6 protein-coding genes and 3 tRNA genes are annotated in these 16631 nt (G+C 58.6%); all 9 read right to left on the bottom strand.

Annotated features, from left to right (window positions below):
• Window positions 1-2: 2 nt before the first annotated feature.
• Window positions 3-4028: a DISARM system helicase DrmA gene (gene drmA, locus K8B33_RS01940; RefSeq protein WP_223422677.1), complete on the bottom strand. Its 4026-nt coding sequence runs from the start codon at window positions 4026-4028 to the stop codon at window positions 3-5.
• An 11-nt stretch (window positions 4029-4039) separates the two neighbouring features.
• The gene (locus K8B33_RS01935; RefSeq protein ID WP_223422675.1) at window positions 4040-5920 is read right to left on the bottom strand and encodes an ATP-binding protein; all 1881 of its coding nucleotides are present in this window, start codon (window positions 5918-5920) and stop codon (window positions 4040-4042) included.
• Complete coding sequence (locus K8B33_RS01930) at window positions 5917-10305, bottom strand: Eco57I restriction-modification methylase domain-containing protein (protein WP_223422673.1); 4389 nt, start codon at window positions 10303-10305, stop codon at window positions 5917-5919. Before K8B33_RS01930 ends, K8B33_RS01935 begins: the two co-directional genes overlap by 4 nt.
• Window positions 10302-13502 (bottom strand): DISARM system SNF2-like helicase DrmD, encoded by a 3201-nt coding sequence (drmD, locus tag K8B33_RS01925; protein WP_223422671.1) that lies wholly within the window; start codon window positions 13500-13502, stop codon window positions 10302-10304. The genes K8B33_RS01930 and drmD overlap by 4 nt, the downstream gene beginning before the upstream one ends.
• A gap of 35 nt (window positions 13503-13537) precedes the next feature.
• The gene (locus K8B33_RS01920; protein ID WP_223422669.1) at window positions 13538-14584 is read right to left on the bottom strand and encodes a DNA cytosine methyltransferase; all 1047 of its coding nucleotides are present in this window, start codon (window positions 14582-14584) and stop codon (window positions 13538-13540) included.
• Between the two features lie 943 nt (window positions 14585-15527).
• A tRNA-Leu gene (locus tag K8B33_RS01915) sits at window positions 15528-15614 on the bottom strand.
• A gap of 72 nt (window positions 15615-15686) precedes the next feature.
• A tRNA-Cys gene (locus tag K8B33_RS01910) sits at window positions 15687-15760 on the bottom strand.
• A gap of 38 nt (window positions 15761-15798) precedes the next feature.
• Window positions 15799-15873, bottom strand: a tRNA-Gly gene (locus K8B33_RS01905).
• Window positions 15874-16004: 131 nt separating this feature from the next.
• Window positions 16005-16622, bottom strand: a complete 618-nt coding sequence (gene pgsA, locus K8B33_RS01900) for a CDP-diacylglycerol--glycerol-3-phosphate 3-phosphatidyltransferase (RefSeq protein ID WP_223422667.1) — start codon at window positions 16620-16622, stop codon at window positions 16005-16007.
• Window positions 16623-16631: the final 9 nt, after the last annotated feature.

The raw sequence follows: 16631 nt of genomic DNA, 5'->3' as shown, positions 1-16631 counted from the left end.
ATTCAATCCTCATCCTTTGTCGCTGGACGAGGTCTCCAGTCGTGATCGTCCGTGATATGGCTCGTGTTCATGATAAGGCGCACGCCAGGCTCCACCTCGCGCATTGACATGGGTACGGTCCAGTTATCCCACGCGTGGATGCCAGGCGACTTGATCAATGCAACCGTCTTGTCCTTCTCGGGACCCCGCTTCTCATAGCCCAAGATCCGGCCGCCCTTGCTCACTTCCTTCGCCCACTCGTCCGCGCGCTCCTTGAGCTCCTGTTCGGCCAGGCTCTTAGTGCTGGACAGCTCGCTGACGTTCCATGCCCGTTTGACGAGCACATTGATGGCCTCAGTGATCTCGCTCTGATCTGACTTGTCCAACTTGCCTGCCCCCTCGTTGGGGCTGAACGTATCGTTCTCCAGGCGCATCAGGCTCAGCAGCGAGCCGGTCAGGCCACGGTCCATCGCGCGCGGCGAGAAGGGTGTCACCGACTGCGCTTCGACGTGCTTGTAGAAGGTGGCATGGTAGTGCTCGAAGGTCTCGTAGTGCGAGAGGTCGCGTGGTCGTGCCCAGGTGAGCACGGTGCAGACCAATCCGGGGAAGGAACGCCCCACTCGGCTGGTGGCCTGGATGTACTCCGCCGTGCCCTTGGGCTGGCCATTGACCGCCATCAGTCCCAGCCGATTGACGTCCACCCCCACCGACAGCATGTTGGTGGCCAGCACCACGTCGATCGCCCGGGTGTCGCCCTCTTGCCACTTGGTCACGTATTTGCCGGCTACGGCATCGAACTCGGACTTGAACTTCACCTCGAGGTTGTCGAGGTACTTCGGGATGTCCTGGCTGGAAACCCGCGAGGTCAGCTCGCAAATATTGCTGACGCTGCGTTGCGCGAGCGCGGGCCGCTCGACCATGCTCATCTGTACCCGGTAGGAACGCGTCTGCACATCGTCCTCGGCCAAGCGCTTCATGCCCCCCAGTTCTCGCAGCGAGTTGAAGTAGCCGACCATGGTCATGTAGGGGTCTGCGGGCTCGCCGAAGCGGTCGAACAACGCCTGAGCAGCAGTCAGGAATGCCGTGTAGACGCGAATCAACATCGCAGGTCGTGAACTTCCGGGAGAGCAGATCCCAAGGTAGCGCCGTCCCGGCTTGTCCTCAATGGGGCGTTGGACAGAGAAGTAGTTGTCCTCCACGTCCAGCCCATGCGGCGGGAACACCGACACTTGGCGCATGAAGACGTTGTTCACTTGCTCGCGGGCCTTACGCACCGTGGCGGTCGACGCGATGATCTTCGACTTCACCATACGTTCGCCAAACTTCCAGCCGCACAGTTCGTCCACGGCCGTCTCGTACAGGCCAACCATGGTGCCGAGCGGCCCACTGATCAGGTGGAACTCGTCCTGGATGATCAGATCCGGCGGTCGGATCGGGCTGATATTCTTGACCTTGGCGGCACCGAGTCCCCTGCCAGCTTGGTGATTGCCATTACAGTCCGCGCCTGGCCATAACAGGCCGTGCCGCTCGCATTCCTGGCCGACCCGACCGAACAGAGTACGCACTTGGCCCCGCCACGCCATCATGGCGAACTTGTCCACGGTGGCGATCATCATCGTCGGGGGACGGTGGTAGATCTCCTCGTCCACGACTAACACCGGGATGCCCGGGTGAGGGAGCTTGCTGGACTTGCCCTTCGAGAAGTCACAACGGCCTTTCTTGTCACCACAGTAGACGAGAGTGCGCCCTTGCCCCTTGTCGACCTCCACGTCTCGCCCCGGAGCGACTTCCGAGCCACACCAAGGGCAACTGGTCAGTTGCGCGGGAGACGCCGCCCCAGCGTTATACCTACCAGGGTTGCGGATGTCCTCAATCGCCCGATGACTGTCCTCAGTCGTACCGGGCGTCACCTTGTTGCCCACCCACAGTCCGATGGTGAAGGGTTCGGTACCGAGCGACTCGTCCCCCTTGGCCAGCGCCTCACGTCGCAGCACCTCCATCGCACAGATCAGTGCCGTGGCACGCTGGAACTGCTGCAGCGTCAGCAGGCGCAGGGTGTAACGCATGATCACGGCCAGACCGCGTGATCCGTCGTAACCGCCAAGATTGCCCTGCATGCGCCGAACGGCCATGGTGAAGGCGGCGACACCCAGGTACGCCTCCGTCTTGCCACCACCGGTGGGGAACCAGAGCAAGTCGGCATAGGCTTCAACCGGTTGCACGCGATCAGGGTGTGCGGGGTCGGCCAGCGATGGGATCGACAGCAGCAGGAAGGCCAACTGGAACGGGCGCCAGCTGCGGTTCTTCAGCACGTCGAACTGGTCGACGGTGACGTCCTTGCCGCGCCGGATTTCGAGCGCGTACTGACTACGCACGCGCTGTGTGGCCATCGCCCGGTTTGCGAAACGGAAAGCTGCCAGCGCTCTCTCGTCGCTCTTGAGAGTATCAATGCCCTGCTGCAGACGCGTGTGGATCTCCTGGCATCGATCCATCGCCTGTCGGGCCTGGGCGTCATAGCCGAGCACGTCGGCACCAACTCGAGCGCGCTGCTCGTCGATCCACGCGGCGTAATCCTTGGTCAGCAGGTTCAGGGCGTCGACCAGAGGATCAATGTCCAAGGTGGCGAGGCGCTGCATGTCGAGCAGACCACTGCTCACCATTTCCTTCATCACCGGTCGGTCGGCGGGATCGAGACCCGGTGTCTCGGTGACCTGCACCTCGTACTGCGGCATGACGGTGGTGCGCACCTCGGTGGCCAGCGTCACGTCATCCGCCGTTTCGGCATGGACGGCGACGCCATGACCCACCGCGAACTCCACCCGGTTGCGGTAGATCATCTCCAGCGATTCACGCTCCGGGTCCATGCCGTCCGCATCCAGTACGGGGCGGCGACGGAAGACGGCGCGCTTGGGGGCTTCAGCTTCCGATCGAACGATCAGCTCCGGCTGGAACACCCAGGCGGACTCGCGGTTGGTCTCGGGTTCCTCCTGGGCATTGACCAGGAACAGCGTCACTAAGCGGTCACCATTCGCGTTCTTGGCACGCACGGAGCCTTGCACCCGCACTTCGGGATAGCTCTTGTCCGGCGCCTGATGGGGAATCACGCCTTCGCTGAGCGGCAGCACCAGCTTGCCGCCGCAGGGGATGCGCTGCCATACCTTCGCCCTGGTCTGCTCCTCGGCACCGGTCTCCTTGTTCTTGCGGGTGCGGAAGATTTCGTGCTCATCGCTGCGCTCATAGCGACCCCAGTGCACCTCAATCTCAATCCGCTCGGCGTCGCCATCCACGCAAAAGGTCATGCCGAGGCTACTCGGCACCAGCGACTGATTGCTAGCCGCGTCGATCTCGTCTGCCGCATCGGATTCGGGCTCGACACGCCCCGTCGCCGTGCCGAACTCCGCACCGGGTTCATGCTGGCCGGGCGCCTTCGGGTCGGTGGGCTCTTCGACCTCGAAGTTTGCCAGTGGCCCTTCGAGCCCTTCGATGCCACCCTGTGCCGCCTCACGCGGAGCGAGCTTGCCCACCAGATAGCGATCCCGCACACCCATGTCGACGATCCGCTCATGAGGACCGCCAGCCGGGCCAAGCAGATCGTCCATCACGGCCAGTTGCAGTAATTCGCGGATGTAGGCGAGTTCCTGCTGATACTGGGGTGAATGAGCGTCAGCACCGACCGTCGGCACCTCGGTGATCGTCTTGTGTAGCGTCCTGGGCAGGGCTTCGACGAAATCGGTCCATTGGATGCGCCCCACACTGCCCGAGGACGGTGGTGTGAGTGCGCTGAGGCCGATTAAGACGGGCTCGGTGACCGACAGCAGTCGGTCGAAATAGAGCGTAGTAGTCTTGAGATCGGAACGGACCCTCAGTACACGCCCGACACGGGTGATGTTTCCGGCCGGGCTCAGGACCAAGACCCAGTCGCCCTCCGCGATGGCCTGGTAGAAGGAGCGCTCACCCTTCAGAACCAAGATGTAGGGTGCGAGCCTGTGGTCGACGCCAAGGCCGTGATCTATGGCGATCCATGCGTTGGGTCTTGTGTTGTGTGCCATGCCAGGTTCCCTCAGGCGCTTCGAATAGGAATTAGCGTCCCGAGGTACGCCTTGTTGTCTGCTCTGGCCTTCTTCTCATACCCCAGCGCGTCACAAACTGCTTCGATCTTCTGGCAGAAAACATCCGCGTTCAGTGGAATCATCCAAAGCTCGCCTCTGGTTGGTTCCTCGCGGTTGGTGCTTTGCCACTGCACCTCATCATTCAGAGGATGCTCGGGTCTGAACGGATGAACATTGAAGATCTTATGGTCGACCTGAGTAATCCAGGACGCGCCCACTTCCGTGATTGCGCCCCACGAAACCTTGGTGTTCTCGCTCGTCACGAAAAGGACGAATATTTTCTGGGCCGAATAGCTCTCTACGAAAAACTCTCTTAAATAGTCGTAAACACCTCTGCCTTCCGGTACGCGGCAGATTTCATTGTCACAATTCGTATACAGGATATCCTCGGCTGGCACGTTGTTGTGCAGGAGCATCTGATAAATGATGTCGGCGAACGGTTTATCAGGATACGTCTGACTGATGAGTATCTTTTTCTTCTGGGAATCAATGAGCGACTTCAGCCCAAGGTCTGGGCTATTGTCGTTTATAGATTTTGTGATGGCACCTTCGATCGCTTCGCGAGACAAACCAGAGCCAAGGCCCAGGAGGTTGTTGGCGGCTTCTTCGCTTGCCTTCCTGCGGAAGGCATCGACATTGCGACGGAGCCGCTCCTCATTGCCTTTTTGTTCGTCTTGCTTTTTCTGCTTCTTCTTCGTTTTTCCTATGTCCGTGAAAATTTCTCGCTTTCTCAGAATCTCTGCCAGCAGTTCCTTCCTCACATAGTCCAGGACTGCGATATATCGCGGATCGTCAGATTTGTATCCCTGACGGTTGCTCAATGCCATATCTGGCAGTTCGGTCATCTCGAATAAGTCGACGTGTAGTTGCCCAACGACATAAACCTCATTCAACTTGTTCTGGCCAACGACAGGTAGGATATTGAACTCTCCCATCTTTTTGTTCGCGAACAGCGAGATGAAGTTGTCAGGAAAATCCGACATCTCGGCCTTGCGGCCTCGTGTCGTTTTGTATGTCCCGATCCAACCGGCGATCTGAAGGGTGTATTCGTGCTCGCCCCCTTCGTTGTCCTTCATGACCAGGGGAATGGCTTTCTCGTCCCTGCTGGCGACCAGGTCCATTCGCCTTTGTGGATAGATATCTGGTACAAGGTCGATCAATGGCGAATACTCATCGCCAAGCGCGATCAGCGTGCCGAGCTCCGCCATCACGTTTCTGTCGAAATCATCGATGATCTCGGATTCCTGCCCCCTGATGACGTGGATGCGAAAATCAGTATTGATCAAGGGGAAAATCTTCAGCAGATTGCGCTTTACGGCTGCAAGCGTCTTGTGGAGTCTGTATTGCGGGTTGCGCATCACGATGGCGGAGCCATGCTCTTGGACATGATCAAACTTGATGTCGGCGTCGGCAATGGCCCGGAGCTTGCTGCCTTCATCTGGATGGCGAGAAAGGACGAATCCCGACTTCTCGCCGTCTGCCACGGTCAGGATGTCGACATTCTCGGAGACCGACAGCGCCGCCAGCTTTCCTACGCCCTTGCGACCCATTTTTCGGCGAGCTCCGGACTTGGAGAACGAGTCGGCTTCTTTGATGCGTGAAACGCCAGCAACATTTAGATAATTGGTGATATCACCCTTCTCGTAGGACATGCCGTGGCCATCGTCTTCAACCCTGATATCGTCCTTATTGGCAATGATGTAGACGTTCTTTGCGTCTGCGTCATACGCATTGGCAATCAACTCCGCCAGCACGTAGTAAATGTTCGTGTAGAGATTCGGGCCGAGCAGTTCCAAGATGCGCGGATCGACATTCAGTTGATACTCTTTCATTCTTTCGCCCCTTCGGTCACTACTCGATAACGCGCTCCGCGCTTTTCACCCTGGCGCTCAATCCTGTTATCCGCGATAAGCTCGGCGATCGCGGCGCTCCATTGCCCGTCTGTGATGTCGATGGCGGAGACGATGTCAGACTTGGCGTGCCATCCGGAATGGGTCTTAAGGTATTCGACGACGGCGGGTACTGGGTCTGCCTGATACTGGGGGCGCGGTTCGGCAGCCTTGAGGTAGTTGCCCTCGTTGACCGGGCTGGCATTAAAGTCGAATGAGGGCTGTGATGAGGCTCCGCCCCCGGTGCGCATATTGCGTGGGGCGCGGGTCGCCGATCCTGTAGTTTTGGCTCCGTGCAAGCCTCTGGCGACCTCTTCCTCATAACGCTGTCGGTTCAACTCCGACAGCCGTCGCAGCACTTCGACACGCGCAGACTCTGAAATGGTGAATCGAACTCGGTGGTTCTCTGGCAGATATGGCACTTCATGGAAACCGTGACCAAGGTCTAGGTCGTCCCAACCATAAGCGTGCGCGACGGCGACGTCCATTTGGCGTTGTAATGCACGCAACGCCTCAATGCGTTGATCGATCTCGGTTTCAGTATGGAAGCGGTTGTAGAGTTTGGTCAGGCCGACATGGTCTGCCCGCATGACATCAATGCGCTCTTGATGGAACTGTTTGCCAATGGCGTCTAGGTCGTCACCTGACGTACTCTGAAAATCTGAGGGAAAAGGGAATGGCTCTAACGCATCAGACGGTCCATATCTCAGGTCGCTTTTCATTCGCGAACTGTGTTGCCAGGCAAATACTGCGTGTATGTTTGATTGCAACAACGCAAAATCAGATCCCTGATCAAGGGGAAATATGACGGTTTGTTCAGAAAAAATTGAATCGGAGCTGATAAAGGAGAAAGCCAATGTCTTGCTCACGCGTGTCAGCGCCAGTACTCGTTGCCTGGCAGGCGAGCTGGCATCCCAACCTTCTGGATGTTTCTCAAAAAAGTGGCCACGGCCTATGGTGTGGTAAAGCTCCTTTGCAGATGCTTCATATAGCCACCACTTTTCCCGTACCCTCTTCTTGGCGGCGCTTACTTGATCCCGATGCGGCTTGACTCTGCCAAATACAATCTCCATGGCTTTTTCGTACTGCCGTGCGCGATCCTCAGGCCAATCCCAAAAATTGATCACCCAGCGGCTAGGCTTTTGTTCGGGATCAGTGTTGAGATCTTGGCCATTGAGGTAAGGAAGAACTACCTCGGCATATTTTGAATCTTCATTGATGAGTCTTTTGGCTTCTGGCTCATCCAATACAAAGCCGATACCATTGAGAAGCGAGCCGATATAAGCTTTTCCCTCGTTAGACTTCAGCCGCTTTGGGCTCCAGTCCTCTTGGCTGGAAAGGTATGCTGAGATATGGGTTACAGGGTGGCCAAGTAATGACCGAGTAGCACGCCAATCACCCTTGTATATGTGGATGCGGCTGGTAACCACTGCAGCAGAGCCGGGCCAAGGCTCATTGGGCCAGGCGGCATATATCGTTGCGCCATGTTTGAGTAGCCACTCCAGACCACCCTGCCGGGTGTCACCTTCGGCAATCGTGTTGGTAGCAAGGAGGCCTAAGCATCCCTCATCCCGTAGGGTATCGAAAGTACGGCGAAAAAAATGAGCCACCAGATCAGTATTCTTGCTCGCGCCTAAATGTGTATTTGCGAGATAAGCATTAAACGTAGTCCCCATAACTGTGCTGATGCGTTTTCCGCCAAGAAACGGAGGGTTGCCGACGAAGGCGGAAAATCCCCTTTGCTCTATGGTGAACACTTCCGGGAACTCCAGCGGCCAATGGAAAGGTCGCCGCGCGGGCTTGTCGGCGGGCAGATCGGTCGAGAGCGTGGCGACCGATCTCCGGCTAATCAACGCGAGCGCCTCTCGGTCACCGTGTATTGCCTGTCCGGCCTGAACGGCCAGCGACGCCAGCGCGCTTTCCAATGCCGTGTTATTACCCCCTGACGCGAAAACTTCTCCAATGAACGCATCGGCGATGCGCTCCTGTACTTCGAGCTTTTGGCGCGCATCGGTATCTAGGCTTGCCATGGCTTCGACATCACGGATGTCCCGGATCGGCATCGCGCGCAGTCGCTGCCGCAGCTTGATCGCTTCGCGAACCGCCTGCTGGATGTTCTGCCCGAACAAGCGTTGCTGGCCTTTCCCGGTCAGCACCATTGAGAGCTCGGTGAGCTGATCGAGACGATGGATGCCGAGCAGGCTGTCGCCACAGCGTAGGTTGTGGTCGAGGAAGCCAAAGGGGCGTCCCTTAGCCAGCGTCACTAGCCAGATGGAGAGCTTGGCGAGTTCGACCGCCAGGGGATTCAGGTCTACGCCATACAGACAGCGCTCGGCGATGAGACGGCGGGCGATCACGGTGCGGGCCTCGGTGTCGCGAGGCAGAGACTCCTTGGTGTCGGGAGCATCCAGCACCTCGCCATCCACGCTCACCGCCTTTCCACTGCCTTCGGCCAGTGACCAAGCCTCAATCAAGCGATCAGCCAGCCAGCGGCAAGCCTGCACCAGGAACGCGCCTGAGCCCATGGCCGGGTCGCAGATCTTCAGGTCCAGCAGTTCGGCGGGCGACTTCAACATCCACTGTTTACGCGGGGCTCCTTCTACCGGTCCCACGTAGGCGATCGGCGTCAGGGTCTCGGTAACGATGGCCTCGGTGAGCGATTTCGGAGTGTAGTGGGTGCCGGTCTCGCGCCGGTCGGAGCCGGTGGTGACGATGAACGCCCCGGCGGGATAGACCAACGGATAACCCCATGGATCGGTGCGCACCAGATGGACAAAGGGCTTGATGCGGTTACGAAGGCTGGTATCCCCATGGCAGGCGGCCAGCAGACGGTCGGCAAGGGTGTCGTCGACTGGCTTCGCCAGATCGTTGCACACTCGGCTGGCTGAGCTACCGGAGCGTTCCTGAAGCAATTCAGCTAGACGTTCGGCGCCGTCAAGGCGGGCGGATTCCAGTTCAGCCAACTTGACCCAGGGCTCCTTGGCATTCTTGGTGCCATCCAGCTCCAGCGTGACCTCGGCGGTTCGCTTGACGGTACGCTCCAGCAAGCCCTCATACACGTAGCCGATCTGTTCGACATCCAGTGCGCGGTAGGACAGTGTTCGGCCCTGGAACTGCTGAATGGCCTCAAGCAACAGCAGCACGGTGCGGTTGTCGATCGGCAGCGGCTTGGCCGTGTCAGTGCGCCAGTCGGAGCCCTTGGCGCGCCCCTCGAGGAAAGGAAAGCGATCCGGGTCGAACAGCGAGCCACCCAGCGCGGGCAGGCGCAGGTTCTCGTGTTCTATGCCTCCGAAAACGGCGCGGAAGATCGCCAGCAGGCGCGACCAGGCATCCCAGCGGCGCTCAAGGATCTCCTCGGATTCCTTGCGCAATTGCATGCGCAGGGTCGAGAGCGCGTAGTTGGCCTCGTAGCGTTCATCGCCGAGCAACAGCAAGCCACGCTCCTCAGCGGAGAGCAGAAACACCAGCCGCATCATCACCGTCAGTGCGGCCTCGTAGAGCACGGCCTCCTTCACGTCGCGCAGCAACTCGCGATCTCGGTCCTGGTCGGCCTTGTCGAGCGCCTGGATCAGCACTTCGACCGCGCGCCGCACCTGCTCACCTAGGGCGTCGGTGACTTCGTCCTGATACTTCAGCGAGCGGTCGAACAGTGCCGGCAGTTGCTCGGCTTCATCGACGAAGAAGCGACGAATGCCCAGCAGATGCACAAAGGCTTGCAGGGTGATGAGCTCCTGGCTCCAGATGCGAGCGTACCAGCTGGCGAAGGTGGTGACGGCGCCTACTGGGGCGTCGACCAGCATCCAGCGCTCGCCATTGGTCACCAGCCCGAGGCGGCAACCAATGGCGCGGCACAACTGAACCATGCGATCGGCCGGGGTGGCGGCCCATCCATCCTGCTTCAGGGTGGCATCGAGGTCGACGCGCTGGCCGTAGGTGTGGATGAGCATCAGCGGTTTGTTGGCCCGTTGCTCGTCAATGACGGCGAGATCTGGAGCAAGCATGACGCCATGCGCTGGCAGGGCGGCACTCAGGTTGGCCGCACACCAGTCGGCGCGCTTCAGCACGTCGCCTTTGCCATCCTCATCAAGTTCCAGCCCGCGCGCCAGCACCTCATCGATCCAGGCGGCGTGCAATTCGTCGAACTGCGGGTCGTCCGTCTCCTGCGCCTCACGCCATTCCTCGTAGGCCTGACGTAACCGCTTGCGCTTGGTTCCGTCGAGCTCTTCCAGGCCTTGGGGAAAGGCCTCCCTGAGAACGGGGACGGCGAGGAACGGGCCGGAAATCTCGATCAGCGCCAGCCAGTCGTGGTGCAGATCGTGATTGCTCATACCGCCCCCCCTTTCATGGCTGATTCGGGAACCAGGAAGACGACGGCGACCGGAAAGGTGCGATCATCAAGCTTGGCATAGCGGGCCTCAATGGCCTTGACCTCCTGGTTGCGCTCGGTCGGAATTCGCGCGAGGCGCGCCTCCAGCGCGGCGGTATCGCGCCTGAGCTGGGTTCTCTCGTCTTCTGTGAAGAGAGCCATCTGCTCTGGCTGCTGGTCCTTTCTCAATTCACTCTGGATAGCCTGCCCCAACTCATCAAGCACGGCGCCGATATCGTCCATCTCTCGTTGCTTGCGAGTCTGCAGCGTGTTAGCCAGAAACTTGAGTCGATCTTTAGAACGGGCATCAACCGCTTGGAGGATGGCGGGTCGAGTGCGATCGAAGCGCACCCGAAGGGCATCGAACAGCGAATCGTTCGCAGTGATGGGCTGCGCCTCGTCAAGCCACTGCTGGACACGCGTGACGCCCTCTTCGCGCCGGAACGACTGATCGCGCAGATAGCCGCCCGAGACGGTCAGTTCCTCGTGAAGGCGATGGTGGTTGCCACCGGTGATGACCAGCCGCGAGATGACGACCACAGCCGGACCCTCAATGCTGCCATCCGGCAATGTGCGCACGGTGACGCGATGGAGTTTCTTCACGTCATCCTGCGCCCAGACCTCGGCGCGCAACAGCCGCAGGCACATCTGCACCAGTCGATGATTCAGGTGGACCAACACGACATCGTCTCGCCCCTTGGCCACAGCGTGGTCGAAGGTGATCGGGCGTATCTGCTGGGTATGCGGGTGACGCAGGCCCTCCAGACAGCGCGCCCATGATCCCGAGAGGGGTGGCATCCTGAATGCGCTGCCTTGGGGTGCATCTGCGAGGGCGACGGGTTCCAACGGGGGGCGGCCCGCCAGCGCGAGACCAGTCTTCACCGCCATCTGGATGTGATCGGGCGTGAGGTGAAAATCCTGCTGGGTGGCGAGAAGTCGTTCATGGAGCTTGGCGACGCGCTCTTTCAGCTCGCGTTCGGCGCGCACGAAGCGCCTGGCCTTGGCAATCTTGGCCTCCGCGAGGCGGGTGTCCAGATCCTTCAGCGAGCCTTCGATGAGCCCGGACATCTGGGGCGCGATGACCGGATTGACGCTGCCCATGTCGGCGCGCATCGACTCTAGTTTGCGCAGCGCACGCAGAATGTCGTCACCATGGCCACCGACCGATGCATGGCTTTTGCCACCACCGTCGACGGGGTGCCAGATCAGCACCTCTTTCTCGCGTTGTCCGTGACGGTCGATACGCCCGTTGCGCTGCTCCATCACGTTGGGGTTGTAGGGGATCTCCAGGTGGATGAGGCAGTTACAGTGGTTCTGCAGGTCGATACCTTCGGAGGCTGCATCGGTGGCGAGCAGGATGCGGACGGGGGAATCCTTGGGAGATGCCTGGAAGGCTGCTTTGACGGGCTCACGCTCGTCCTGAGTGAGTCCTCCGTGGAGCAGGCCGAGTCGTTCGCCGCCGAAGCAATGGCTGGCGAGGATCTCGTGCATCCACTGGTGGGTGGTGCGGTATTCAGTAAACAGGATCACCCGGCGATCGTTCCAGTGGCCTTCCGGTTTCAGATTGGCTGAGAGCCAATCGAGGATGGCTCTGGCCTTGGAATCGGTCTGGTTCTTGGCGCGCTGAGCCCATTGCCTCAAGTCGGCCAGCATCTGTTGTTGCTCTCGCGTCAGCGGATGGGATCGGCGTGACGCCTCCTCGACGGCCTCCGATTGAGCATTCTCGACTTCCTGGTCGTTGGCGTAATCCTCGTCTGCTTTCAGGATGGCTCTGCGCAGGATGCGCTCGGCCATGGCGTCTTGTGCCTTGGGCTTGGGGCCATTCGACAGTGAAGCGATGTGTTTCTCGAGCGTGGATGCGAACGCGGCGGGTGACGAGAACAGGCGCTTCTTGAGCAGCTGGTTGACGAATGAAGTACCGAAGGTGCTGCCGGTCTTCTCCGCGTCCTTTTCGCGGCTGGCACAGTAATCGTTCAGCTTCTGGTGGATATCCCGTTCCTCATCCGTGTAAGGGACCGCCAACGCCTGCAGCTTGCGCTGGGCATACAGCGGTTTGCCGTCGGCATCCACGAGATCGCTCTTCAAGCGACGGATCATCACCTGGCTCAACTGCTTCTCGTCGGGGAGGATATTCCGGGCGAAGCGCTGGTCGTCCAGCAACTCCAGCAGTGAGGTGAACGACTCGGTGTAGCCATTGTGTGGCGTCGCGGTCAGGAAAAGGCGATGCTGGAAATGCGGACTGATCGCGCGGATGAAGCGCGTCCGCTGACTCTCAAGGGCGTAGTGAGCACCGGCGGCGGGGGCGATATTGTGCGCTTCGTCGACGACCAGTAGATCAAATTTTCGCGGATGGTCGGCATGGGGCGGCAGGACGTCGCGCATAGCGCGTAGCCCCTCGCCACTCTTTACCCAGTCCATTGAGGCGATGAGGCGCGGATGAGATGTCCACGGGTTGGCGTGGATGCCGCGTTCGCGCCGCAATTGCTTGATGTAGGCAGTGTCGACCACACGGAATTCAAGGCCGAACTTCTCCAGCATCTCGACACGCCACTTCTCCTGGAGCGAAGCGGGGCAGATGATCAAGACAGTGCGGGCGCGGTGCCGGAGTAGCATCTCCTGGATGACCAGCCCCGCTTCGATGGTCTTGCCCAAGCCGACGTCGTCGGCGATGAGCAGGTTGACGCGGGCCATGTCGATGGCGCGCACCAGAGGATCAAGCTGGAAGTCTTCGATGCTGACGCCACTGCGGAAAGGTGCCTGCAAGAATCCTCGATCTGCATTGGTGGCGGCGCCCCATCGCACTGCATCTAAGAAAGATTCGAGTGTAATCGAGTCATCCTGCCCAGAAATGGCGGGTAACCCCGCCCTCTCAATTACATGAGCACCTGGCTCTATATCCCAGACTACCTCAAGTGACTCTCCAAGGCCGTCCTCGTCAATTGAGTCGAGTGATACAAGATACTTGCCGTGGCTTGACGGGCTTTGCTTGGTATTCTTTACGGCGTACGCGCCTGCGGCATCTCGAACCTCATGATGCCCGGAAAATGAGGATACGGAAATATCAGATACAATCCACTGGCGCGTTCTAACTTCGACCAATTGCCCAGGCTCAGGCACTCCAAAAATGTGATGGCCTTTTCCATCTTCCTTAGTCTGCATGTCGATCCCTTGAAGTATCTTTTTTTATTTGGTCTCTAAGCCAGCCCACATTCAACCAAATGCCCCCTGATACTTCGAGCGATAGCCCGCCCCAAGCCAACGGGAACCGCGTTCCCGATGAGCCGACCAAGAACTCTGAAGTTGATATCATCGCGATTTCTCACGAATTTATAATCCTTGGGAAAACTCTGAATAATAGCTGCTTCTCGCAGTGAAATAGCCCGATGCTGACCCTCATCTGGGTGGCCGAATCGACCATTTCCGAAACCGTAGCACTGGGTCGTCATAGTTGGGGCGGGCTTATCCCATTCCATCCTTCCGTAAACACTGGGAAAGCTTTTCCCTTGTTCCGTTTTGTGACAATCCGCGACCAAGCTCTTGGGCCAATCACGCCAAGTCCCACCTGGACGAGACGCTTTTATTCGTTTGAGATTCAGCGGGGTTAAGGTAGCCGCAACATGCATCGGATCTCTTGGCGACGCCTCACCAGCCTGCAATGGCATGAGTCGCCCAATAGCCTGACGAAGAGTTTTAGGAATGGGATGCGTAGGCTCTTCCAGACAAATCTCGCCATGCCGCGAAGCAAGCATAACTAAGCGCTTTCTCGTCTGAGGAACACCATAATAAGTACTATCGACTACTTTGAACCAAGTTTTATAACCAAGCCCTTCCAAAGTCGCCACAAAATCTAGAAACACCTCATGACGAATCAATTTAGGTACGTTTTCCATAGTGATGACATCGGGCTTTGCGCCTTTTGCCAACCGAGCGAACTCATAAAGCAAGCTCCACTTGCCGTCGCGCTTCTCATCGTAGCGCTGCGCGTATGAAGAAAACGGCTGACACGGCGCGCAGCCGGCCAGAATCCTCACACTAGCCTCCTGATACAGAGCGAGGAGCTCTTTTGGCTTCACGGACGCGATATCTGCCTCAATAAACCTAGCATTGTTGTTGGCCTCGTATGGATACCTACAGGCCGGGTCCATATCAATACCGGCAACGACCGGCAGACCTTCTTTCACAAAGCCATGCGTTAACCCACCTGCACCACAAAAAAGATCGACACAGGCCAACTTTTCCATCCGTTTCCCACTTCGCATGTTTTCGTATCTTAAGGTTATGATGCTCTAACGCGCCCCCCGAGCATGACTCGCGCTTTATTGCGCTTGTATCTTACTGAATACAAACAAAAAATAACAAGCCGCCGAGGGGCATGGCCACCCGACAGCGACCATCTAATTAGCATAAGTTGTGGTTTTGCAAGCTTCGCAGCAGCCTCGTGTCCCTAGGATACAGACTATTCCAAAGCCAGAACAGCGGGCACCCAACTACTCTCCCCGATAGCCTAGGGCCGCCCTCACCTCACAAATCCGGAGGTCGCAAATGTGCAAAGTCGACCCGGCTGCGTAATTGAGCTATGGGACTCGCCCTACTTGAGGCGGGTACGCCCCTTGAATGCGCTACCAACAAAGGGATATATAGATATACACGATCAACTTTATCTATGCTATCGCTAGGCTGTCCAGTTGCCTGGCGCCGGGCCTATTTCAATCTTATCCGCATGCGTGATGACAAAGACAACAGGGCACTGATTCTCGAATGGCATCACGACCTCGCGGTAGGCCCGCACGGTGGCAGAATTAGGCGCGCTCGTCTGCTTTGATCGTCCAAAGGACGAAGTCCAGCTCAGGTATCAGGCGCCTATACATCTTGATGTACTCAATGTCTCTGGTCTCGCTCTCACCTACTCTGGGAACATCGACCAGAGTGATGCCACCCCGCTCAGGATCACCGATCACCTGCGTGTACATGCCAAACGTGCTGTTGGTATGCCTTCTGGAGAGCACCCAGGCCTGCTGAGCGCAGTCAGGTGGAGCGCAAGACGGAGCAGATCATGAAAACAGAAGTCGAGGCAGGCGATGGCCCCAAGCGATAACTAGGCACCATACTAGGCAGGAATCAGGTAATCCGAGGTGTCTGCACATGCTCCCAGCTTGGGGTGACACCATAACCCTTTGATTTAATTGGTGCCCGGGGCCGGACTTGAACCGGCACGTCCCGAAGGACAAGGGATTTTAAGTCCCATGCGTCTACCAATTTCGCCACCCGGGCCGGGTGAGGCAGGTGCCGACGGTGTCGGCGTGGTACACGGCTTCAAAACACAGCGAAGCCGGGAAAAGAAGATGGAGGCGCGGGTCGGAATCGAACCGGCGTTTACGGAGTTGCAGTCCGCTGCATAACCACTCTGCCACCGCGCCTGAAACAAAAAACCCCGGTGATCCCGAGGCTGGCAATCTGGAGCGGGAAACGAGATTCGAACTCGCGACCCCAACCTTGGCAAGGTTGTGCTCTACCACTGAGCTATTCCCGCTTGATCTGTCTGCTGCCCGACATGAACCCGCTGCAGCGGCGAGGATTCTACCGCAGGCTACCCTGCTGTCAAGCCAACATTACACCTGTGGTGGCTGACCGCACAAACTTTGGCCACTTCCTCGGACCACTTCAGCCCTTGTGGCGCTTTGGCCACAACTGCGGCCATGCGGCACGCAGATAACTCATCATCGACCACAGCGTCAGCGCCATGGCAATGTACAGCAGGCTGTAGGAGAACCACAGGAACGGCGTCATCAGCAACTCGCCTGCCTTGGTCTTGCCCGGGGTCTGTACCAGCAAGGCAGTAATGGCGGCAATCTGCACCACCGTCTTCACCTTGCCCAGCCAGCTCACTGACACCTTGGCACGCGCGCCGATCTCCGCCATCCATTCTCGTAGTGCCGACACCGCAATCTCGCGGGAGATGATCACCACCGCCGGTATCGCAATCCAGGCCGTGGCGTGATTCTGCACCAGCAGCACCAGGGCGGCAGCCACCATCAGTTTGTCTGCCACCGGGTCCAGAAAGGCACCAAAGCGGCTGGTCAGCTGCATGCGCCGGGCCAGATAGCCATCCAGGATGTCCGTAATCCCCGCAGCAACAAAGATGGCCGCGGCAATCCACGCGCTCCAGTCTCCCGGCATATAAAAGGCCAGCATGAATACCGGGATGGAAGCCAACCGCGCCAGGGTCATGATATTGGGCAGGTTCAGGCTGGGTGGCGCCGGGTTTGGATTATCAGGCATGCAATTAAC

Origin of the sequence: Alcanivorax limicola (assembly GCF_019931215.1) — a bacterium.
GTDB lineage: Bacteria > Pseudomonadota > Gammaproteobacteria > Pseudomonadales > Alcanivoracaceae > Isoalcanivorax > Isoalcanivorax limicola.
Note: the sequence above shows the minus strand (reverse complement) of the source record. Positions and strands in the feature narration are given on the sequence as shown.